This window comes from Natronospira bacteriovora, assembly GCF_030848495.1.
GTDB classification, from domain to species: Bacteria; Pseudomonadota; Gammaproteobacteria; order Natronospirales; family Natronospiraceae; genus Natronospira; species Natronospira bacteriovora.
Genome location: NZ_JAVDDT010000003.1, coordinates 48,662 through 70,842 on the forward strand (window position 1 = coordinate 48,662; position 22,181 = coordinate 70,842).

The following is a 22,181-nucleotide window of genomic DNA, read 5'->3' on the forward strand; positions in this document are numbered from 1 at the left end:
TCTTCTTGCCCCGCCCCTGCCGTTTTTTCTGCAAGTCCTGTCAGATATTTCAGACATCGTCTGTCCCGCTATTGCGAGCCGCTATCTCCCGTCATTAACGTGCTCCTGAACAAGCCGTCAGTCTGGAGGGGGAGACGTGGGGAGTATCCGTGTAAGGGGAATGACACTTCTGGAGCTGTTGATCGTGCTGGTCATCGCCGGTCTGCTACTGGGCCTGGGGCTGCCAAGCCTGGATCGCACGATACAGGAAGCCCGCATGACGGCGGCCACCAATCGGCTGGTCAGCAGTCTGCACTTTGCACGTGACGCATCCATTCGACTCGGGGTGCCGGTCACGCTGTGCCCCACCATTGATGGCTTGAGTTGCGAACGGAATACACAGGCATGGTCCGAGGGGTGGCTCATATACCGACACCAGCATGGGGGCAGTGGCAACCGCCTGCGGGATCCCGATCAGATACTGCGCGTCATCCCGGGTTCGGCACCTGGCCTTCAGGCCAACCGCCAGGCATTCACACTGAGGACGGATGGCCGAAGGAGCACGAATGGCACCCTGTTGATGTGCCGACGGGGTGAGACCACGGCGGATCGGGCCGTGATCATCAATGTGATGGGGCGCGTGCGCAGCACCCGGGATCCCGACAGAATGCCCTCCCCCGAATGCTGATCATGCGGCACCGATCAGGAAGCAGATTTCGCCTTGTCCGAGGGCCGGGTCCTCAGCAATCGCGGAAGGGAGAAGGTGACCGTCTCGGCGCGACCACTGGTTTCCTCCGCACCCTGGCCACCCCATTCCCGAAGGCGTTCCACCACCCGCTGGACCAGCACTTCCGGAGCCGAGGCACCGGCGGTCACCGCTACCTTGCCCACACCCTCGAACCATTCACGCTTGAGATCCTCGGGGCCATCCACCAGCCAGGCGCGGGCGCCCTCACGTTCGGCCATCTCGCGCAGACGATTGGAGTTGGAGCTGTTGGGCGAACCCACCACCAGCATCACCTCCACCTGGCCGGCAAGGCCGCGGACGGCATCCTGGCGGTTCTGGGTGGCGTAGCAGATATCTTCCTTGCGGGGGCTGGCGACGGCCGGGAAGCGCTGTCGGACCGCCTCGATGACCTGGGCGGTGTCATCCATGGACAGGGTGGTCTGGGTCACGAAGGCCACGCTCTCGGGATCGTTGACCTGGAGACCGGCCACGTCCTCGGGCACTTCCACCAGGTGGATCTTCCCGCCCCAGCGGGTATCGAAGCGCCCCATGGTGCCTTCCACTTCCGGATGCCCGGAGTGCCCGATAAGGATCACGTCACGTCCCTCGCGGGCGTAGCGATGTACTTCCAGGTGAACCTTGGTCACCAGCGGGCAGGTGGCATCGAAGACCTTCAGGCCACGACGCTCGGCCTCTTCCTCCACGGCCCTGGATACCCCGTGGGCGCTGAAGATGACGATGGCGTCATCCGGCACCTCATGCAGTTCTTCCACGAACACGGCACCCTGATCCCGCAGGCGGTTGACCACATAGCGGTTGTGAACCACTTCATGGCGGACATAGATGGGGGCACCGTAGATCTCGAGCGCCCGCTCGACGATCTCGATGGCGCGGTCGACACCGGCGCAGAATCCGCGGGGATTGGTGAGCAGGATTTGCATGGGACCGCCTCAAGGGAGTGGTGGCACTTGCTGGGGCGTATTGTACCGCAGGGCCAGGTGGTGGGAAAAACCCTGCTGTGTCGGGGGGTTATGCCACCCTCGTGAGCGTAGTCGTGATCGGGGGTTTCTCAATGTTTGGGAATGCCGAATACGATTACGATTACGGTCACGAGGGGGTTGGGTCAGACTCCCTTCCGCTGCGGCCAGAAGCTGTCGATGATGACCAGAATGGCGCCGATGGTGATGGCGGAGTCGGCGATGTTGAAGGCCGGCCAGTGCCAGCTGCCGTAGAAGACATCGATGAAGTCGATGACATGGCCGTAGGCAATGCGGTCGATGAGATTGCCCACCGCACCACCGAGAATGAAGGCCAGGCCACAGGCCAAACGGCCTTCACCCCGTCGGGGCAGATAAAGCAGCCAGGCGATGATGCCAATGCTGACGACGGTTGTGAGGGAAATGAAGAACCAGCGCTGCCAGCCGCCGGCATCGGCCAGAAAGCTGAAGGCCGCCCCTTCGTTGTAAAGCAGCCGCCAGTTGAGAAAGGGCAGCACGTTCACCGGCTGGGCAAAATCCAGCGCTCGTTCGGCCCACAGCTTGGTGATCTGGTCCAGCACCACAATGACAGCCGAGGGGATCAGCCAGATCAGCGCACCCGTCCCCTTCGGCTTCTTGATGTCAACACCCAGCATTGCAGCTCTCCTGGCTGAATGAAAAAAACCTTGAAACCACCGAACACACCGAAAAACACCGAAGCCAGCTGGATGAAGGCAAGAATCGATTCTCTGTGCCTCTTTGATCGATCTTCCTTTTTTCGGTGTGATCGGCGATTTCGGTGGTTCCTCTGTTCTACCTCAGGCGTAACGCCGAACCTCGCCCTCGCCAGCCACGTTGCTCACGCAACGGCCACAGATCTCGGGGTGTTCGCTGTTCTCGCCCACATCGCTGCGGCGGTGCCAGCAGCGTACGCATTTCTCGTGATCGCAGCGTTCGGCGAGGATCCACAGACCCTCGACTTCGCTGGCGGCTTCCGCTTCGTCACCCCGCTCGCTGGCCGGCAGTACACGGGCCTCGCTGGTGATCAGGGCGAAACGCAGCTCCTCTCCCAGGGCAGCCAGCTGCGACTGCAGCTCGCCGTCACAATACAGGGTGACACGGGCATCCAGGGAAGCCCCGATGCGGTCTTCGTTGCGCAGGCGCTCGAGGATCGGGGAGATTTCATCGCGCACGGCAATGACGGACTCCCAGTCGACATCCCCGGCGTCCGCGGTCGGCAGTTCGTACCAGGTTTCCAGGAAGATGCTTTCGCTGCGGTCGCCCGGCAGATGCGACCAGATCTCTTCACTGGTAAAGGAGAGGATGGGGGCCAGCCAGCGCACCATGGCCTCGGCGATATGCCACAGAGCCGTCTGGCAGGACCGCCGGGCAATGCTGTCCGCCTGGGTGGTGTACTGGCGATCCTTGATCACATCCAGATAGAAGCCACCCAGGTCATTCACGCAGAAATTGTGGATGCGCTGGTAGATGGTATGGAACTCGTAGCGATCGTAGGCCCCGCGGATATCCTCCTGCAGACTGGCAGCACGCGCCACCACCCAGCGATCCAGTGACAGCATCTCCTCCGGCTTGAGGGCATGCTGTTCCGGCTCGAAGCCGGCCATGTTGGCCAGCAGGAAGCGCAGGGTGTTGCGCATGCGGCGATAGCTGTCCGCCACCCGCTTGAGAATCTCGTCGGAGACGGCGATCTCGCCACGATAGTCACTGGCCGCCACCCACAGACGCAGCACATCGGCGCCCATGGAATTGAAGACCTTCTGCGGGGCCACCACATTGCCCACCGACTTGGACATCTTGCGGCCCTTCTCGTCCACGGTGAAACCGTGGGTGAGCACGCCCTTGTAGGGCGCCACATCATTGATGGCCACGGAGGTCAGCAGGGAAGACTGGAACCAGCCACGATGTTGATCCGAGCCTTCCAGGAAGAGATCCGCAGGGAACTGAAGCTGCTCATGCTGCTCCAGCACACAGAAGTGCACCATGCCCGAGTCGAACCAGACATCCAGGATATCGGTAACCTTGTCGTATTCGGCGGCTTGCTCGCCCAGCAGCTCGGCCGGGTCCAGTTCGAACCAGGCGTCAATGCTCTCCCGCTCCACCCGCCTGGCGACTTCCTCCAGCAGGCGCGGGGTTTCCGGATGCAGCTCGCCGCTCTCGCGATGCAGGAAGAGCGCAATGGGCACGCCCCAGCTGCGCTGACGTGAGATACACCAGTCCGGCCGGTTTTCCACCATGGCCCGAATGCGGTTCTCGCCCCACTCCGGGGTGAACTTCACCTGGCCGATTTCCTTGAGTGCCGCCTCGCGCATGCCACCCCGGTCCATGCTCACGAACCACTGGGGCGTACCGCGGAAGATCACCGGGGTCTTGTGCCGCCAGCAATGGGGATAACTGTGCTGGTACTTCTCGTGATGCAGCAGCATGCCCTTCTCTTCCAGCAGGGCCACCAGGCGGGGATTGGCCTTGAACACATGTTCACCGGCCACATGCTCGGCATCGGCGGTGAATACGCCCCGCTCGTCCACCTGATGATCCATGGGCAGGCCGTACTGCAGGCCCATGAGGTAGTCTTCCTGACCATGGCCCGGGGCAGTGTGCACGGCACCGGTACCGGATTCGGTGGTCACATGCTCGCCCAGCACCACCGGGGATTCCCGATCCAGGAAGGGGTGCTGCAGGCGCAGCTTGAGCAGCTCACGACCCGCCACGACAGCCAGCTGACGGGGGTCCGACCAGCCCCAGCGCTGGATCACCTCGTCCATCATGACCACCGGCAGCACGGTGAAGGCCTGCCCCTCCGGCCCCTTGACGGCATACAGGCCGTATTCCAGATCCGCGTTCAGGGCCACCGCCCGGTTGGCGGGCAGGGTCCAGGGCGTGGTGGTCCAGATGGGCAGGAAGGCCGGGCCATCGATCTGCCCGGCATCAATCCCGAAGTGCGCGGCCAGGTCGGCCACTTCCACCACCGGGAAACGCACGTCCACCGACGGCGAGGTGTGATCCTGATACTCCACTTCCGCCTCGGCCATGGCCGAACGGCAGTCCATGCACCAGTGCACCGGCTTGTAGCCCTTGTAGAGATGACCACGCTCGATCATCTTGCCGAAGGCACGCAGCTGATTCGCCTCGTATTGGGGATCCATGGTCAGGTAGGGGCGATCCCAGTCCCCCAGCACCCCCAGGCGCTTGAAATCCCTGCGCTGGCGATCCACCTGTTCATGGGCATAGTCGCGGCAGGCCTGGCGGAAGGCACGGGCATCCACCTTGTCGCCCACCTTGCCGACCTTGGCCTCCACCTTCAGCTCGATGGGCAGGCCATGACAATCCCAGCCGGGCACATAGGGCGCGTCGAAGCCTTCCAGGGTGCGTGACTTGATCACCATGTCCTTGAGGATCTTGTTCACCGCGTGGCCGATGTGAATATCGCCATTGGCGTAGGGCGGGCCATCGGGCAGGATGAACTTCGGTCGCCCCTGGAAGCGCTCACGGATCTTCTGATACAGACCGCTGTCTTCCCATGCCTTGAGCCGGTCCGGCTCGCGCTTGGCCAGATTCCCGCGCATGGGGAAATCGGTCTGCGGAAGATTGAGCGTGGCTTTGTAATCGGTCACCGTCTCACCCTGCCCTGTCGTCTGTGTGTGTCTGTTCAGCCAGCCAGGCCCGGGCCTGGCGGCTGTCTCTGTCCATCTGGGCCCTCAGGGCCTCCAGATGCTCGAAACGTTCTTCATCCCGCAGATGATGCAGCAGGTCCACGCAGACATGCTGCCCATACAATTCACCCTGCCAGTCGAATACATGCACTTCCAGCAGGCGACGGCGCCCATCCACGGTGGGACGCCGGCCGAGACTGGCAATGGCCGGGCGAACACCGTGCCCATCCGGCAAGGTCACTCGGGCCACATGGACCCCGTCGCGAATCGCCAGGCGTTCATGCACGGCCAGATTGAGCGTGGGATAGGCCAGTTCCCGTCCCAGACGGCGCCCGTGACGAACCCGGCCACTGACCTGCACCGGGCGCCCCAACAGTCGCGCCGCTCCTTCCAGGTCGCCGCCCTCCAGGCGCTCGCGGATCCGGGTGCTGGACACGCGAGTGCCCTCACCCTCGACCGTGGGCATCACATCCAGGCGAAACCCATGCCGCCGACCGGCCACCCGCAAACTATCCGCGCTCCCTGCACGAGCCTTTCCATAGCGGAAATCATCACCGATCAGAACATAGTCCGGCGCCAGTCCCCCGACGAGAATCTCCTCCTCGAAGCGCTGGGGTGACAGGCCGGCCAGTGCGGCGTCGAAACGCAGCAGGAGAAACTGATCCACACCGGCCGCGGCCAACAGGCGGCAACGATCTCGCAGACCGGTCACCCGGCTCGGTGCCCGCTCGCCCAGAAAGTAATCCAGAGGCCGGGGTTCAAAGCTGATCACTGTCAGTGGCCCGTCCGCAACCGCCTGCCGGGCCCGGTTCAGCATGGCCTGGTGGCCGAGATGCACACCATCGAAATTACCAACGGTCACGGCCCCGCCCCGGCGGGCCCGGTGCAGGTTGTGACGGCCACGAATCAGGCGCAAAGCGGCAGGCTCCCGGATGATGGGGCCCGGGCAATCGACCGGCCCCCGCAAAAACGCCGCATTATATCAGCCGCCCGGCGTGCTTGCGCCGTCCAGATGCCGCCGTCGCAGGCCCAGAAGCAGGAGAATGAGGCCATAGACCACCATGCCGGCCCCAATGCAGATGGCCAGCTGCCCGACCCGTTCCAGGGCGCCGGCCGTCACCCAGCCCTCGAGAGGCCCGGCCAGCCAGAGAACCACCACCGCCATCAAGGCATTGGCGGCGAGCCCCTGCAGGAACAGCCGTCGCCAGCCAGACCGGGGACGATAAATGCCCCGGCGCCAGAGGCCCGCAAACAGCAGGCCGGCATTGATGAAGGCCGCCAGCGACGTGGCCAGCGCCAGCCCCATGTGAGGCGCCGCGAAGCCCAGGAGCACCATGGGCAGGACGATGGCCAGATTGAGCAACATGTTCGAGCCCATGGCCACCACACCGGCCTTGACCGGTGTCTTTGTATCCTGGCGCGCGAAATAGCCCGGCGCCAGCACCTTGACCAGGGTGAAACCCACCAGGCCCATGGCATAGGCCATGAGGCTGTAGCTGGCCATCAGGGTATCGTGCTCGCTGAATTCGCCGTACTGAAACAGGGTGGCCAGCATGGGCCCGGCCAGGCACAGCAATCCCACCGCCGCCGGCACCGCCACCAGCCAGACCAGACGCAGTGCCCAGTCCAGGGTATCGGAAAAGGCCACCGGATCCTTTTCGGCATGGCGGGCACTGAGACCGGGCAGGATGACCGTGGCCAGGGCAATGCCGAAGACACCGAGGGGGAATTCCATCAATCGATCCGAGTAGTACAGCCAGCTGACACTGCCGGCCACCAGAAAGGAAGCGATGATGGTATCGATCAGGAGGTTGATCTGGGCCACCGAGGATCCAAAGACCGCCGGCGCCATCAGGCGCATGATGCGGCGCACGCCCTCGTGCCGCCGGTCCCAGCGCGGACGGGGCAGAAGACGCAGGCGGCGGAGAAAGGGGATCTGGAAGAGCAGCTGCACCACCCCGGCCACGAACACACCCACGGCCAGGGCCATGCTCGGCTCTTCGAACAGTGGCGCCCCCCAGATGGCGGCAGCGATGAGTACAATATTGAGCAGCACCGGCGTGAAGGCCGGCACCCCGAAGCGCCCGTAGGTGTTGAGAATGCCGGCCGCCAGCGAAACCAGGGAGATGAACAGCAGATAGGGGAAGGTCCAGCGCAGCATGGCCGTGGCCAGCTCGCGGCGCCCGTCTTCGCCATCAAAACCCGGCGCAAACATCAGGATCAGCAAGGGCGCGGCAATCACTCCGATCAGGGTGATCAGAACCAGAAAGCCCCCCAGCACCCCGGCCACGCGATCCACCAGGGCCTGCACCTCGGCATGCTCGCGTTGACTGCGATACTCCCCCACGACCGGCACGAAGGCCTGGGAGAAACCACCTTCGGCAAACAGGCGGCGCATGAAATTGGGAATCTTGAAGGCGACGAAGAAGGCATCCATGACCGGCCCGGCGCCGAAGAAACGGGCAAACACCACGTCGCGCACGAAGCCGAGAATGCGCGACAGCAGGGTCATGCCACCCACCAGCCCCGTCGAACGCAACAGACTCATGCCCGACCCTCGGCCGGCCAGAAAGGAACAGCGGCGACCATGCCGGCCCTTGGGCACAGCGGCCAATCCGAAGCGCGACGGGCTGACGGGAGACTGGCCAAGTTATTGTTTTTTCTGCTTAAGCGCTGCAACTTCGCCCCTTCGTTCAGGCATTGGCACCCGGCCCCGGCCGGCACCCTCTGTTCACTGGGAACTGGGAACTGCGTACTCCACCTGCCACCCTTGACAGGAAGCCGGTTTTTCCGCATGATACGCGGCTTTCGGTGCCACTGTCACCGGAGGTTGCCGCGCCCAGGGCCAAATCGCCAGGGGCGGTACCTGAACCCGAAAGCAGATTCATCAGGAGCTAGTCTTGGCTAACATCAAGTCCGCAAAGAAGCGCGCCCGCCAGTCGGAAGAGCGTCGCAAGCACAACGCCAGCATGCGCTCTGCCATGCGCACCGGTCTCAAGAAGGTCCTCAAGGCCATCGACGCCGGCGACAAGGCCAAGGCCGAAGAAGCCTACAAGGCAGCCATCCCCTATCTGGATCGCATGGCTACCCGGGGCATCATCAAGAAGAACAAGGCTGCTCGCCACAAGAGCCGCCTGAATGCCCGCATCAAGGAAATGGCTTCCTGAGCCAGTTCTGATCCGAGCGAACGAAAAAGGCCGGTCATCTGACCGGCCTTTTTTGTTGTATTCTGAATGCCATGCGCCTGCACAGCTTCGAAGCCATCATCACCGCCCTGAACAGGGCGAATGTCCGCTACCTGGTGGCGGGAGGTCTGGCCGTGAATGCTCATGGCTACCTGCGTTACACCAAAGACGCGGATCTGGTTATCGAATTGGTGCCTGAAAACATTCTCGCCGCTTTGCAGGCGTTAAAAGACCTCGACTATCGCCCCACCATACCGGTTCGAGCTGAAGATTTCGCAGACCGCAAAACCCGTGAAAGGTGGGCACGGGACAAGGGAATGAAGGTATTTCAGCTATTCAGCGATACCCATCCGGAAACCCCCATCGATATTTTTGTCGAACACCCCTTCGATTTTCCGCAAGAATACGACCGAGCCCTGACAGAAACCCTGATTCCCGGGGTCAAAGCCCCCTTCACCGCTCTGGACACATTGATCACCATGAAGGAGGCAGTTGGTCGACCCCGCGACCTAGATGATGTGGAGCACCTGCGCATTCTTCGCGACCAGAGTGCAGAAGAGGAGTAGTAATCATGTCACCGCCCGAAGATGAAATCGATTGGAGCAAGACCACTTGGGACGGTGCGCGCCGAGAGCAATTGTATCGCTGGCGCAAACTGAGCCTGTACGAAAAGATGCGTGCTGTCGAGGAAATGGGTGTTTTGGCCGAACGATTTGCCCAGAATCGAGAACGGCGTGGCCAGCGCACCATTAAGCCGGAGTAACTCCAGCTTCAGCCAGAATCACCCGCGCCACCCTCCTGTCTCACCCACCTTGAAACACCACCCCCATCGTCTATGCTGAACAGGGCAGACCGCCAAAGCATGGACGCTGATGAATCGTTTTGAACGCCTGATCAAGATCCACCGCCTCCTCGACAGCCCCCGGCCCGTGCCTGTCGAGCGCTTTCGCACGGAACTGGAATGCTCCCGGGCCACCCTCTTCCGGGATTTCGAATACCTCAGGGATTTCCTCGGCGCCCCCATCATCTGCACCCGGCACGAGGACGGCCACTACGGCCACCATTACGACCCCTACGAACCCCGTTTCGAACTACCCGGTCTCTGGCTCAACGCCTCCGAACTCCACGGCCTGCTTGCCACCGAGCAGCTCCTGGAGGCCATCCAGCCTGGCCTGCTCAAACCCTATATCGGGCCCCTGAAAACACGCATCCGCCAACTCCTCGGCCAGAGCGGCATCGACGCCGAAGCGCTTGGGCAACGCATCCAGATCCGCCAGATCGCCCACCGCAACACCGAATCGGACGCCTTCGGCCGGATCGCCGAAGCCGTCCTCCGCCGCCGACAGCTACGCTTTGAATACCGCTCCCGCAGCCAGGACGAAAACCGCCCGCGCCACACCGACCCCCAGCGCCTCATCCACTACCGAAACAACTGGTACCTGGCAGCAAACTGCCACCAGGCTGGCGGCCTCCGCCTGTTCTCCCTGGACCGCATCCGCAACCCGGAAATCCAGACCCAAACCGCCCGAGACCTACCCGAAAAACAACTCGACCGGCAACTGGAAGGCAATTTCGGCATCTTCACCGGCCCCGCCGAACACTGGGCCGTGCTCCGCTTCACCTCCGAAGCCGCCCGCTGGGCCGCCGAACAAACCTGGCATCCCGACCAGATCGGGCAGTGGAAGGATGGGGAATACGAACTTCAAGTGCCCTACGGCGAACCGACGGAGTTGACCCGGGAGATCCTCGCCTGGGGACCGGACGTATGGGTCGTGGCACCCAGTCGTCTGCGAAACGCAATCAAGAGACAGCACGAATTGGCGGCAGCCCAATACCGTAAGAATCCAGATGACTTGCAAGATTGCAGTTGCAATCAGTGAGACACCAACAGGACTAGCCTTGACCCAAACGAGCTAGGGAGAAAACTGTGAAAGACTTCGAAACCTTCTTCCGCCAGGCCACGGGGCTCCCGGCGCCCTACCCTTACCAAAAACGCCTGGCAGAAAATGAATGGCCCGAAGTGCTGGATATTCCAACCGGCCTTGGCAAGACTGCAGCGGTAACACTGGCCTGGGCCTGGCGACGTCGGGAAAAGGGCGCCACGGACATGCCCCGGCGGCTCGTCTGGTGTCTGCCCATGCGTGTACTGGTGGAACAGACCCATCGGAATATTCGTGAATGGCTGGCTGCACTTGACCTGCTGGGTGAGCCGGGTGAAGGCAAGATCTCCACGCACCTTTTGATGGGCGGTGAACCATCCCTTCGCAGTGCGTCGTGGGCCTCTTTCCCCGAGGAAGAAGCCATCCTGATCGGCACACAGGACATGCTCCTGTCCCGAGCACTGATGCGCGGTTATGGCATGAGCCGCTACCAGTGGCCCGTGCATTTCGGCCTGCTCCACAACGACGCCCTATGGGTGTATGACGAAATCCAGCTCATGGGTGCCGCCCTGCCCACCTCCACCCAACTGGAGGGCTTTCGCCGCACGCTGCGAACCCAACGCCCCACCCGCAGCCTGTGGGCCTCTGCCACCCTGCATCGGGATTGGCTGGATACCGTGGACTTTCGGTCGCATCTGGAAACGCTGGACTGGCTATCACTCAACGACGATGACCGCCGGCATGCTCAGGTCACCCGGCGTCTTGCGGCGAAAAAGAAACTTCAGCCCGCCCAGACGCGGCTAACGGCAGACAACCGCAAATCGAAAGCGGCCGCCTATATCAAGGGGCTGGCACAGGAAATCCTGGAAGCGCATCAGCCGGGCTCCCAGACACTGGTCATCCTGAACCGGGTCGAGCGTGCCCAGGCACTCCACGCCGCCCTGGCCAAGCAAATGGAGACGGCACCGCTGCTCCTGCACGCTCGCTTCAGACGCCCGGAGAGGGACGAGATCGAGGCGGCCATTCGCGCCGATACGCCCGCCGAGGGGCGCATCATCGTAGCCACCCAGGCAGTGGAGGCCGGCGTGGATATTTCCAGCCGGGTCATGTTCACCGAACTCGCACCCTGGTCATCCCTGGTTCAGCGCTTTGGCCGCTGCAATCGCAGCGGAGAACATCCGGAGGCGGCAATTTACTGGATCGACATCGAAGAAGAGAGCAAGGAGGCCCTGCCCTACGAGATGGAGGATCTACTGGCCGCTCGAGAGCAGTTGTCCACCATCGAATCCGCCAGCCCCGGCGACCTGCCAGCGGTGGATGCCGCCACCGGCCTTCGCCGCGTCATCCGCCGCCGGGATCTGATCGACCTGTTCAACACGGACCCGGACCTCAGCGGCTTTGACGTGGACATATCGGCCTATATCCGTGACCCGGGCCAGGCCCAGTCCCAGGTCTTCTGGCGAGACTTCGAGGACGATCCCGGTGAGCAGGCAGCCCGTTATCCGAGGCATCCTGCCTCGGCCTCATTGAAGCGCGCGGGGTGGTGGACTTTGCCGACATGCTCGACGAGGGTTATCCGAGGCATCCTGCCTCGGCCTCATTGAAGCTCAGTCATTGATGCCGCAGAGGCCGCGGATCACGGCCTCGTTATCCGAGGCATCCTGCCTCGGCCTCATTGAAGCGCGCTGGCGGGCGGCACGGCCCTCGCCGGCATCACGGGTTATCCGAGGCATCCTACCTCGGCCTCATTGAAGCGCGGTCAGCAGGAATCGGTCGTTATCGTCTCTGCCAAGTTATCCGAGGCATCCTGCCTCGGCCTCATTGAAGCGAGAACGTACCCCGGATCGCCCACCGTGGCCGCCAGCGTTATCCGAGGCATCCTGCCTCGGCCTCATTGAAGCATTTCAAATCTGGTGTGACTTTTGAGATGTTCACGGCGATCTACCTGAATTGAAGGCATATGGTTTGGGCTTGTCTCAAGCCAACGAACGAAAAAGGCCGGTCAACCGACCGGCCTTTTTCGTTATCTCACGGCAAACCACCCTGTTGCCACTGCCGACTCGCCTTCAATCAAAGGGATGGCGTAGCACGATGGTCTCCGCCCGGTCCGGGCCGGTGGAGATGATATCGATGGGCACGCCCACCAGTTCTTCCAGGCGCTTGAGATAGTTACGCGCCGCCTCCGGCAGCTTTTCCAGCTCGGTCACACCCACGGTGCTTTCCTGCCAGCCCGGCATTTCCACGTAGATGGGTTCGCACTCATCGAAGCCTTCGGCACCCACGGGCGGCGTGCTGCGTTCGCCATGCTCGGTCTTGTAGCCGACACAGATGCGCAGGGTTTCCAGGCCGTCCAGGACATCCAGCTTGGTCACGCACAGGCCGGAGACGGAGTTGTTGATCACCGAGCGGCGCAGGGAGACGGCGTCGAACCAGCCGCAGCGACGGGGACGGCCGGTGGTGGCACCAAACTCGTGGCCGCGCCTGGCCAGGTGCTGGCCCATTTCATCGGACAGCTCCGTGGGGAAGGGACCGGCGCCGACGCGAGTGGTGTAGGCCTTGACGATTCCCAGCACATAATCGAAGTAGCGTGGCCCAAGCCCCGTGCCCGTGGCGGCACCACCGGCGGTGGTATTGGACGAGGTCACGAAGGGATAGGTGCCAAGATCAATGTCCAGCAGGGAACCCTGTGCGCCTTCATAGAGCCCGTTCTCACCGGCTTCGTGAGACTGGTGAAGGGCTTCGGTGACATCGGTCACCATGGGTTCGAGGATTTCCCCGAACTTGAGGTACTGCTCCAGCACGGACTGGAAATCCACGGGGTCGGCGTGGAAGAAGTTCTGCAGCACGAAATTGTGATAATCGAGCACCTCGCCCAGCTTGGCGGCAAAGCGCTCACGATGGAAAAGGTCGGAGACGCGCAGGGCCCGACGGGCCACCTTGTCTTCATAGGCCGGGCCGATGCCGCGGCCGGTGGTGCCGATGGCACGGGCGCCACGGGCACGCTCACGAGCCTGATCCAGCGCCACATGGGAGGGCAGGATCAGGACGCAGGCGGGGCTGATGCGCAGGCGCTCACGGGCCGGCACGCCCTCCTTTTCCAGCGCCCCCAGTTCTTCCATCAGCGCTTCGGGGTGCAGCACAACGCCGTTGCCGATCATGCACTTGACGTTTTCACGCAGTATGCCGGAGGGAATCAGGTGCAGAACCGTCTTCTTGCCGTCAATGACCAGGGTATGACCGGCATTGTGACCACCCTGGAAGCGCGCCACGACCGAGACACGATCGGTCAGCAAGTCCACCACCTTGCCCTTGCCTTCGTCACCCCACTGGGTACCGACTACGACGACATTCTTGCCCATTGTTCTTCCCGTTCTCTGTGTTGATGCCCCCATCCTTGCGATGGTGGCCTAAATGGATTGAACCGACCAATCGTCGCCCGTGCGCTTCAGCTGACGATCGCAGCCATGGTGATCGTCGGCCCCGGGTGTATCCGGCAGCTGGCGCACCACCCGTTCGCCCTGCTCCCGCAGCCTGGCCACGGCGGCTTCAAGCGCCGGATCGGGGTCGGCCGGCGCCAGAATGCCACCACTGCGTCCCTCGGCAGGACCCTCGGCCGCAAAGCTCAACAATGGCTTGAGATCGGCACTGAAGCCGGTGGCGGGCCGGGCGCGACCGAAGACCTCACCGATGCCATCGTAGCGACCACCGCGAGCCAGGGCCTGACCGTGGTCCGGGTGAAAGGCGCCGAAAACCAGGCCGTTCTCATAGTGGTAACTGTGCAGCTCGGCCAGATCGAAATGCAGGGCCAGATCCGGGTAGCGCTGCCGGATGCGTGCGGAAACGGCCTCGAGGCGATCCAGACCATCCACGACCGCCTGGCCACTACCGGCCAGTCGGTCGCGTGCCTGTTCGAGCACCTCGGCACCCCCGTGCAGCTCCACCAGCGCGGCCAGGCGACGACGATGCGCTTCACTGAGATCGAGTTCCGCCAGATAACGCCGGTATTCGCTCACGGCCTTGCGACGCAGAATCTCGAACAGCTCCTGCCGGGCGTCCTCGTCCAGCCCGGCCTGACGCGCCAGACTGCGATAGATGGCCACATGCCCCAGATCCAGGGTGAGCCCCTCGGCCCCGGCCACCTTGAGGGTCTCCAGCATCAGGGACACCACCTCCACATCACTGGCTTCCCCCTCGTGTCCGAACAGCTCGGCCCCCACCTGCAGGGGGCTGCGGGCACCGGATACCCCTTCGGGGCGGGTGCGCAGCACGGTGCCGATATAGCACAGGCGGGTGGGTGTATCGGCATTGATGACGTGGGCATCGATGCGTGCCGCCTGCGGGGTCATGTCGGCGCGAATACCCATGACCCGCCCGCTGAGCTGATCCATGACCTTGAAGGTCTGCAGGTCGAGATCATGGGCCACACCGGTAAGCAGGGACTCCAGATACTCGATGAACGGCGGGAACATGAGGTCATAACCCCAGGACCAGTACAGATCCAGCAGGCTTCGCCGCAGGGCATCCAGGCGCCAGGCCCGGGGCGGGAGGATCTCCTCCACCCCGGCCGGCAGCAACCAGCGTTCAGTGGCAGTCATGCGTTGTACCCGGAAGTGTTTGCACTAACACACCGCCGGCCGCACAAGGCGGCCGGCGGCAGCAGAGAGGGCTGAGACCCGAGCCTCAGTCCTCCTGGATCATGTGCTTGAAGTAGCGGAAGAACTCGCCATCCGGCTCCAGCACCATGATGTCCCGGTCCTCGCGGCCGATGGCTCGCTCGTAGGCCACCAGACTCCGGTAGAAGGAGAAGAACTCGCGGTCCAGTTCATAGGCAGCGGCATAGATCTCGGCCGCCCGGGCATCACCCTCACCACGCAGTTCCTCGGCCCGACGATAGGCCCGCGCCAGGATCTCTTCCCGCTGGCGGTCGGCATCGGCGCGGATGCGCTCGGCCCCTTCTTCACCCTGTGCCCTCAGCAAGGTGGCATCCCGGCGACGTTCAATGACCATGCGATCGAAGACCGACTGAGTCACATCGTCGGGCAGCTCGATCTGCTTGATGCGAAAATCCACGATGCTCACACCCAGCGCGGACGCCGCATCACGGCCACGATCCACCATCAGACGCATCATTTCCATGCGCTCGGCGGCGATCACGTCTTCCAGCTGGCGACGGGCGAACTCGTTGCGGATGCCGGCACGGGAAATCTCCAGCATACGCTCACGGGCCCGGTTCATGTCACCACGGGTGGCACGGTAGAAATCACCGGCATCCTCTATTCGCCACTTGACGAAAAAGTCCACCAGCACGTTCTTGCGCTCCTGGGTCAGGAAACGCTCCGGACGATGGTCCAGGGTCAGGATGCGACGCTCGAACTTGATGACCCGCTCGGCGAAGGGCAGCTTGAAGTGAAGACCCGGCTCGTAGTTCTCGCCCACCATTTCACCGAAGCGCAGCTTCACGACCGCCTCGCGCTCATCCACGATGAACATGGACTGGGAGCCGATGAACAGCGCCAGACCAAGGACAACAACAATGGGTGTAATCCAGCGGTTCATCGGCGACCTCCTCGGCTGCGCAGCACATCACGGGAGCGGGGCTCGGCACGTTCACTGCTGCGATCACGATCTTCGGAACGGCTCTCGCCATCGTCACGGTTGCGGTGCTTTCTCAACAGTTCATCCATGGGCAGGTACAAGAGATTGCCGCTGCCCTCGGAGGAATCGATGATCAGCTTGGGCGTGCGCCCCAGCACCTCTTCCATGGTTTCCAGATAAATGCGTTCACGGGTTACTTGCGGCGCCAGCTGATATTCCACCACCAGCTGGGTAAAGCGCGAGGCATCACCCTCGGCGCGGTCAACCACCCGGGCGAGATAGGCACGGGCATCCTCGACTTCGCGGGCCGCCAGACCTCGGGCACGCGGCACCACGTCATTGCGGTAGGCATCGGCCTCGAGAATCAGACGCTCCCGATCCTCGCGGGCCTTGATGGCGTCTTCCACCGCCGGCTGCACCGACTCGGGGAAGTTCACGTCCTGCAGGTTGACCTGGGTGACTTCGATGCCGGCGCCGTAGCGGTTCAGCGTCTCCTGCACGGACAGGTGAGTGACCAGCTCCAGGAAGGTACGGCCCTGGCCAATGAGCACACAGCCCATGACCGTGTTACCCACCACTTCACGCACTGCGCTCTCGGTGACCTCGTTCAGGGTCTGATCCGGGCGCTGGACATTGAACAGATAGTTGTGGGCCGGCTCGGAGATGGCCTGGGGACCGGCGGCTTCCGGGCCCAGTTCCTCTTCTTCGCCGCCATTCTCGTAATCTGGATAGGAATAGACACACTGCCGGTCACGGCCAACCATGTCGCCTTCATCCAGATCGATATCGACGTCCTCGTCGTCCACCACATCGGTGTCCATTTCGTCGAGCTCGTCGACATCTTCCACACGCACTTCACGCTCGCGCACATCGGCCGCGTCCATCAGGCGGGCCGCCAGTTCATTCAGCGGGCCGGAATCTCCGACGCGATACTGCACGTTGAGATCCACCTCGACGATGTTCTCGTCCTTGGTGAGCATGCGGGAACGGTAGTTGAAACGCCGTATCTCGTTGACGTTGACCTTCTCTACCGTTTCCACCGGCCAGGGAATGCGCCAGTGCAGACCGGGACCTTCCGTGCGGTCATAGGCGCCCAGGCGCAGCACCACACCGCGCTCGGCGTCATCGATGGTGTAGAAGCCGGAAAGCAGCCAGCCGATCAGCAGCACGCCCGCAATCATGCCGACCAGAGCAGCGTTGGGGCCCTGGCCGCTGCCGGCACCACCTCGACCACCGCCACTGCCGCCGCCGTCGCCGAACAGGCGTTTTTTCAAATTACGGAAGACTTCATCCAGATCCGGCGGGCCCTGGTCGCCGCGACCACCCTGGTTGCCGGAACCGTTTCGTCCACCATTGCCGCTCCCCCATGGGTCGCGGTTCTTGCCCGGTTCATTCCAAGCCATCAGTGCGTTTCCTCGCGTGGCATGAGTGTCAGTCGCCAGCGCCCGGAAAGAGCGCAGCGACATCAGCCTGTTGCAGGTTCAGCCCGGCTCCCGAAGGGAGCCCGCACCGGGCGCGATCAAACGCCGATGCCGCAGTAGAGCCGGGTGCTGAATCCGTGGAAAAAGCGTGTCTATTCTACGGACGCCACAAGGGCCGGGGCAAGCAAAGTCGCCGCCAATCGACGGGGTTCCACCCCCAAAGGGCTCCCGTCAGCTGCCGGAGACGAGCCGTGCGTCCTCGGGCATGGCCGGCCGTGGCAGACCGTGTTCGCGGGCCAGGCGCTGGAAGACGGCCTCGGAAAGGCGAACCCGGAGCAGAATGCGCCCCTGATCGTCCATCCCTTCCTCCTCCACAGCGTCCAGCTCGAACAGGCGTGCCCGCAGCCGCCCCTGTTCCGGCGCCAGACTCACCCAGCCGATGACTTCCCGCCCCGCCAGGCGCTCCGCCGTGGCGGAAAGCAGCAGATCCATCCCTTCACCGGTCAGGGCCGATACCCGCACAGCCTGCACCTCACCCTGTTCATCACGCTCGATGCCGGGCTCAAGTCCGGCCAGGTCGATCTTGTTGAGCACCAGCAGCTGGGGCACCTTCTCGGCACCGATCTCTGCCAGCACCTCGTTGACGGTCTCGATGCGCTCGCGTTTCTCCGGGTCGGCGGCATCGACCACATGCAGCAGGAGATCCGCATCCCGGGTCTCCTGCAGGGTGGAACGAAAGGCAGCCACCAGATCATGGGGCAGATCGCGGATGAAACCCACGGTGTCGGCGATCACGGTTTCGCTGCCCCCCGGCACCGGCAGATGGCGCAGCGTGGGATCCAGGGTGGCGAAGAGCTGATCGGCCTGATAGACGGCCGAATCCGTCAGGCGATTGAACAGGGTGGATTTGCCGGCATTGGTGTAGCCCACAAGAGAGGCGGTGGTCACCTCCCGGCGCCGACGCCCCTGCCGACCCTGATCCCGCTGCTTGCGAACCTTCTCCAACCGGCGTGACACCTGCTTGATGCGCTGGCCGATCAGGCGGCGGTCCATCTCCAACTGGGTCTCACCCGGACCGCGCAGTCCGATCCCGCCCTTCTGGCGTTCCAGGTGGGTCCAGCCGCGGACCAGACGGGTGGACAGGTGGGTCAACTGGGCGAGTTCCACCTGCAGTTTGCCCTCATGAGTCTGGGCGCGCTGGGCGAAGATATCCAGAATCAGGCCGGTACGATCCAGGACGCGGCATTTCAGCCGCGCCTCCAGGTTGCGCTCCTGACTGGGTGACAGATGGTGATTGACCAGAACCAGATCGGCCTTGTGGTACTCGGCGGACTCGGCAATTTCCTCGGCCTTGCCACCACCGACAAAATAGCGGGGATCGGGGACACTGCGCTTGTGGCTGAGCACCTCAAGCACTTCCGCCCCGGCCGAACGGGCCAATTCGCGGAATTCCGACAGGGCATTCGGGTCGGCCGCCGGCCCCAGGTCCACATGGACGATGAGGGCGCGGCTGCCAATTTCAGGACGATCGAACAAGGCTACCTCGGGTCAAAAACCGGGGTGACAGGCCAGACCCGGAGACGTCAGCCGCCCCGTCAATCTTCGCTGTCACCGCTGATCCGGACATTCCTGGCCGGAACGATGGTGGAGATGGCGTGCTTGTACACCATCTGGTTGATGCTGTTGCGCAGCAGAATCACGAACTGGTCGAAGGAGTCGATCTGCCCCTGCAGCTTGATGCCATTGACCAGATAGATGGAGACCGGAATCTTCTCCTTGCGCAGGGTATTCAGAAACGGCTCCTGAAGTGACTGCCCCTTGGCCATTATTCTTGCTCCTCAGCGCTCTGTACTTATTGTTGGTGGCTGTCCGTTGCTCGGCTGGAGACGGCCTTGATTGGCCCAACGCTACCGGAAAAGTGTATCACAGGCCACACATCGGCAATTCACCCGCAAGGCGTTCGCGAACCCGTTTAAAGACTCCGGCCTGGTCACAGGCCACCCGCCACAGCACGGGCTCCGAACGCATCCAGGTCATCTGCCGCTTGGCCAGTTGCCGAGTGGCAACGATACCCCGCCGCGTGGCCTCTTCCAGATCGCACTCCCCGTCAAGGCAAGCCCATATCTGGCGATAACCCACCGCCCGGATGGAGGGCAGATCGGGGCTCAGATCACCGCGTTCATGGAGGGCGCGCACTTCATCCAGCAGGCCCTGCCGTATCATCAATTGAAATCGGCGGGCGATGCGTTCATGCAGCCAGGCACGGTCATCCGGCATCAGGCCGATCCGCACAACGGGCCATGGTGGCTGTGAGACCGTTGCCCGCTTCTGGAGTTCAGACAGTGGGCGACCACTGATCTCCCAGACCTCCAGCGCCCGCTGGATGCGTTGAGGATCATTGGGGTGAATGCGGCGGGCTGCGGCCGGATCCACCCCGGCAAGGCGTTCATGCAGAGCCTCCCAGCCCTGCTCCCGGGCTTCCGCCTCCAGGCGCTCACGTACGCTCGGGTCGGCATCCGGCAACTCGGAAAGCCCCTGCAGCAGCGCCCGGTAGTAGAGCATGGTCCCTCCCACCAGCAGGGGAATGCGCCCGGCGGCGTGGATGGCCTTGATCTCGTCGCGGGCATCACCGCGAAAGCGGGCGGCGGAATAGGGTTCGGCCGGGTCAAGGAAATCGATCAGGCGGTGCGGCGCCCGCGCGAGAGTGGCGGCATCCGGTTTCGCGGTACCGATATCCATGCCGCGATACACCAGGGCGGAATCCACGCTGATGATATCGAAGGGCCCCTCCTCCACCAGGCGAACGGCAATATCGGTCTTGCCACTGGCGGTCGGGCCCATGAGGCAGACGACTGGCTGCTCTGCCATCACTGCCCTCTGAGAAAGAGTTTATCGAGCTCGTCCATGCCGAGGCGGAACCAGGTGGGGCGGCCATGATTGCACTGGCCACTGCGTTGCGTGCGCTCCATGTCACGCAGCAGGGCATTCATCTCCTCCACGGTCAGCCGGCGGTTGGCCCGCACCGAGCCATGACAGGCCATGGTGGAGAGCACTTCATCCACGCTGTCACGCAGGCGATTGCTGCGACCATGAACGGACAGATCCGAGAGCAGATCACGCAGCAGCTGGATCGGATCGGCGTTGCGCAGGTGCACGGGGATCTGGCGGATCATCAACTGTTCCGGGCCGGAACGGCTGACCTCGAAACCCAGAGCGGAAAAATCATCGGCGGCGGCCTCGGCCAGATCGGCTTCCCGCTGGGAGACCGGCAACTCCACCGGCACCAGCAAGGGCTGGCTGGCGACGGCACCGGCATCGAAATCCCGCTTCATGCGCTCATAGACAATACGCTCGTGAGCGGCGTGCATGTCCACCACCACCAGACCGTCTGCCGCCTGGGACAGAATGTATATGCCGTGCAGCTGGGCGAGGGCAAAGCCCAGGGGCGGTACTTCGGCCACCGCCTCGCCGTCCACCGTTGCCGCCGGCTCGGCAATGCGATGGCCGCGCTCGAAGGGCGGTGGCTCCGGGTAGGCGCCGCCGCCCCTGCCCGCCGGGGTGATCCCGGCCGGATGCGCCGTGGACGGCAGCCCCAGCCCCATGCCCGTCTGCTGTGGCGCACTCTCCTGCCGCCCGGCCGGGCCGGGGCCGGATGCCAGACCCATGGATGTTTCCGCCGCCGGACGAGCATCGGCACCGGCGCGGGTCTCGGCCAGCGCTTCGTGCAGGGTGCGAAAGAGAAAATCGTGCACCAGGCGCTGTTCACGGAAACGCACTTCGTGCTTCTGGGGATGGGCGTTTACGTCCACCAGGGCCGGATCCAGCGTCAGGTGCAACACATAGGCCGGATGCCGCTGGCCGTAAAGCACATCCCGGTAGGCCTGACGAATGGCGTGGGCGACGAGGCGATCGCGCACCATGCGACCATTGACGAAGAAATGCTGCAGATCCGGCTGACTGCGGGAGAAACTCGGACGGGCCACCCAGCCATTCAGGCGCAGCCCGGCACCGCTGTGCTCGATATGCAGCGCCTCATCCATGAAGGCCTGCCCGCACAGGGCCGCCACCCGGCGTTCGCGCACGGACTGGTCCTGTCCCGCCGGCAGGTTGAAGACCGGCCGGCCATTGTGACTGAGCCGGATCTCCACATCGTCCCGGCTCAGGCCGATGCGACGGACCACGGTCTCCAGGTGCCCGAACTCGGTGCGCTCGGTGCGGAGAAACTTGCGGCGGCCGGGTGTATTGAAGAAAAGGTCCCGCACTTCCACCGTGGTGCCGGCGGGATGGGCCACGGGCTGCGGGCCGTCCCAGCCACCCTGCCCGTCACCTTCCAGGCCCCAGGCCTGCTCTTCGCCGCTCGCCCTGGACTTGAGCTTCAGGCGGGCCACCGAGGCAATGCTGGCCAGGGCCTCGCCTCGAAAACCGAGGGTGACCACCCGTTCCAGGTCAGCCACATCCTGCAGCTTGCTGGTAGCGTGGCTGCTGACAGCCAGGGAGAGATCATCAGCGGGGATGCCACCCCCGTCATCCCGCACCCGCAGCAGCTTCACCCCGCCCTGCTCCACTTCAATGGTGATGCGCTTCGCCCCGGCGTCGAGGCTGTTTTCCAGCAGTTCCTTGGCCACGGAAGCGGGCCGCTCCACCACTTCCCCGGCTGCAATCTGGTTGACCAGCTGCGGCGGCAGAGCGCGGATACGGCGGGCGTGAAACTGGCCGGCTGAATCGGGAGCTGAACTCATGGATACT

Annotated in this window: 18 protein-coding genes, 1 pseudogene and 1 CRISPR repeat array; of the genes and pseudogenes, 6 read left to right on the forward strand and 13 right to left on the reverse strand. The window is 63.4% G+C overall.

Going from position 1 to position 22,181, the window contains the following annotated elements:
* Positions 1–136: 136 nt before the first annotated feature.
* Positions 137–667 (forward strand): GspH/FimT family protein, encoded by a 531-nt coding sequence (locus RBH19_RS05795; protein WP_306727877.1) that lies wholly within the window; start codon positions 137–139, stop codon positions 665–667.
* A 14-nt stretch (positions 668–681) separates the two neighbouring features.
* Here RBH19_RS05795 and ispH read toward each other — a convergent pair whose 3' ends face one another.
* The 5 genes from ispH to murJ form a co-directional block, all read right to left on the reverse strand.
* A complete protein-coding gene (gene ispH, locus RBH19_RS05800) occupies positions 682–1,647 on the reverse strand; it encodes a 4-hydroxy-3-methylbut-2-enyl diphosphate reductase (RefSeq protein ID WP_306727878.1) in 966 nt (321 codons plus the stop codon).
* Positions 1,648–1,829: 182 nt separating this feature from the next.
* Positions 1,830–2,339: a signal peptidase II gene (lspA, locus tag RBH19_RS05805; RefSeq protein ID WP_306727879.1), complete on the reverse strand. Its 510-nt coding sequence runs from the start codon at positions 2,337–2,339 to the stop codon at positions 1,830–1,832.
* Positions 2,340–2,501: 162 nt separating this feature from the next.
* On the reverse strand, positions 2,502–5,315 hold the full coding sequence (ileS, locus tag RBH19_RS05810; protein WP_306727880.1) for an isoleucine--tRNA ligase: 2,814 nt from the start codon (positions 5,313–5,315) through the stop codon (positions 2,502–2,504).
* A gap of 4 nt (positions 5,316–5,319) precedes the next feature.
* Positions 5,320–6,270: a bifunctional riboflavin kinase/FAD synthetase gene (locus RBH19_RS05815; protein ID WP_306727881.1), complete on the reverse strand. Its 951-nt coding sequence runs from the start codon at positions 6,268–6,270 to the stop codon at positions 5,320–5,322.
* A 66-nt stretch (positions 6,271–6,336) separates the two neighbouring features.
* A complete protein-coding gene (gene murJ / locus RBH19_RS05820) occupies positions 6,337–7,902 on the reverse strand; it encodes a murein biosynthesis integral membrane protein MurJ (protein WP_306727882.1) in 1,566 nt (521 codons plus the stop codon).
* A gap of 352 nt (positions 7,903–8,254) precedes the next feature.
* Between murJ and rpsT the strand changes: the two genes are divergently transcribed.
* The 5 genes and pseudogenes from rpsT to cas3g form a co-directional block, all read left to right on the forward strand.
* Positions 8,255–8,521, forward strand: coding sequence for a 30S ribosomal protein S20 (gene rpsT, locus RBH19_RS05825; protein WP_306727883.1), 267 nt, complete (start codon positions 8,255–8,257; stop codon positions 8,519–8,521).
* A 71-nt stretch (positions 8,522–8,592) separates the two neighbouring features.
* The gene (locus RBH19_RS05830) at positions 8,593–9,105 is read left to right on the forward strand and encodes a DUF6036 family nucleotidyltransferase (protein ID WP_306727884.1); all 513 of its coding nucleotides are present in this window, start codon (positions 8,593–8,595) and stop codon (positions 9,103–9,105) included.
* Positions 9,106–9,110: 5 nt separating this feature from the next.
* Positions 9,111–9,302, forward strand: coding sequence for a hypothetical protein (locus tag RBH19_RS05835; protein WP_306727885.1), 192 nt, complete (start codon positions 9,111–9,113; stop codon positions 9,300–9,302).
* A gap of 109 nt (positions 9,303–9,411) precedes the next feature.
* A complete protein-coding gene (locus tag RBH19_RS05840; protein WP_306727886.1) occupies positions 9,412–10,419 on the forward strand; it encodes a helix-turn-helix transcriptional regulator in 1,008 nt (335 codons plus the stop codon).
* A gap of 47 nt (positions 10,420–10,466) precedes the next feature.
* Positions 10,467–11,867 (forward strand): annotated as a pseudogene (gene cas3g / locus RBH19_RS05845) (type I-G CRISPR-associated helicase/endonuclease Cas3g); the annotation flags it as partial.
* A 49-nt stretch (positions 11,868–11,916) separates the two neighbouring features.
* Positions 11,917–12,320: direct repeats of the CRISPR family, unit length 36 nt; unit sequence GTTATCCGAGGCATCCTGCCTCGGCCTCATTGAAGC.
* Between the two features lie 165 nt (positions 12,321–12,485).
* On the opposite strand, the gene RBH19_RS05850 reads toward cas3g, so the two are convergent.
* From RBH19_RS05850 to mutL, 8 genes are all read right to left on the reverse strand, one after another.
* Entirely contained in the window at positions 12,486–13,778 is a 1,293-nt protein-coding gene (locus RBH19_RS05850; RefSeq protein ID WP_306727887.1) for an adenylosuccinate synthase, read from the reverse strand.
* Positions 13,779–13,826: 48 nt separating this feature from the next.
* Positions 13,827–15,014: an ATP phosphoribosyltransferase regulatory subunit gene (locus RBH19_RS05855; RefSeq protein ID WP_306727888.1), complete on the reverse strand. Its 1,188-nt coding sequence runs from the start codon at positions 15,012–15,014 to the stop codon at positions 13,827–13,829.
* An 85-nt stretch (positions 15,015–15,099) separates the two neighbouring features.
* A complete protein-coding gene (hflC, locus tag RBH19_RS05860) occupies positions 15,100–15,975 on the reverse strand; it encodes a protease modulator HflC (protein ID WP_306727889.1) in 876 nt (291 codons plus the stop codon).
* Positions 15,972–17,417: an FtsH protease activity modulator HflK gene (hflK, locus tag RBH19_RS05865; protein WP_306727890.1), complete on the reverse strand. Its 1,446-nt coding sequence runs from the start codon at positions 17,415–17,417 to the stop codon at positions 15,972–15,974. The genes hflC and hflK overlap by 4 nt, the downstream gene beginning before the upstream one ends.
* A 249-nt stretch (positions 17,418–17,666) precedes the next feature.
* Positions 17,667–18,971 carry a ribosome rescue GTPase HflX gene (hflX, locus tag RBH19_RS05870; RefSeq protein ID WP_306727891.1) on the reverse strand — a complete coding sequence of 435 codons (1,305 nt, stop codon included), beginning with the start codon at positions 18,969–18,971 and terminating at the stop codon, positions 17,667–17,669.
* Between the two features lie 59 nt (positions 18,972–19,030).
* On the reverse strand, positions 19,031–19,261 hold the full coding sequence (hfq, locus tag RBH19_RS05875; RefSeq protein ID WP_306727892.1) for an RNA chaperone Hfq: 231 nt from the start codon (positions 19,259–19,261) through the stop codon (positions 19,031–19,033).
* A 97-nt stretch (positions 19,262–19,358) separates the two neighbouring features.
* On the reverse strand, positions 19,359–20,303 hold the full coding sequence (gene miaA / locus RBH19_RS05880; protein WP_306727893.1) for a tRNA (adenosine(37)-N6)-dimethylallyltransferase MiaA: 945 nt from the start codon (positions 20,301–20,303) through the stop codon (positions 19,359–19,361).
* On the reverse strand, positions 20,303–22,174 hold the full coding sequence (gene mutL / locus RBH19_RS05885) for a DNA mismatch repair endonuclease MutL (RefSeq protein WP_306727894.1): 1,872 nt from the start codon (positions 22,172–22,174) through the stop codon (positions 20,303–20,305). Before mutL ends, miaA begins: the two co-directional genes overlap by 1 nt.
* Between the last annotated feature and the right edge of the window lie 7 nt (positions 22,175–22,181).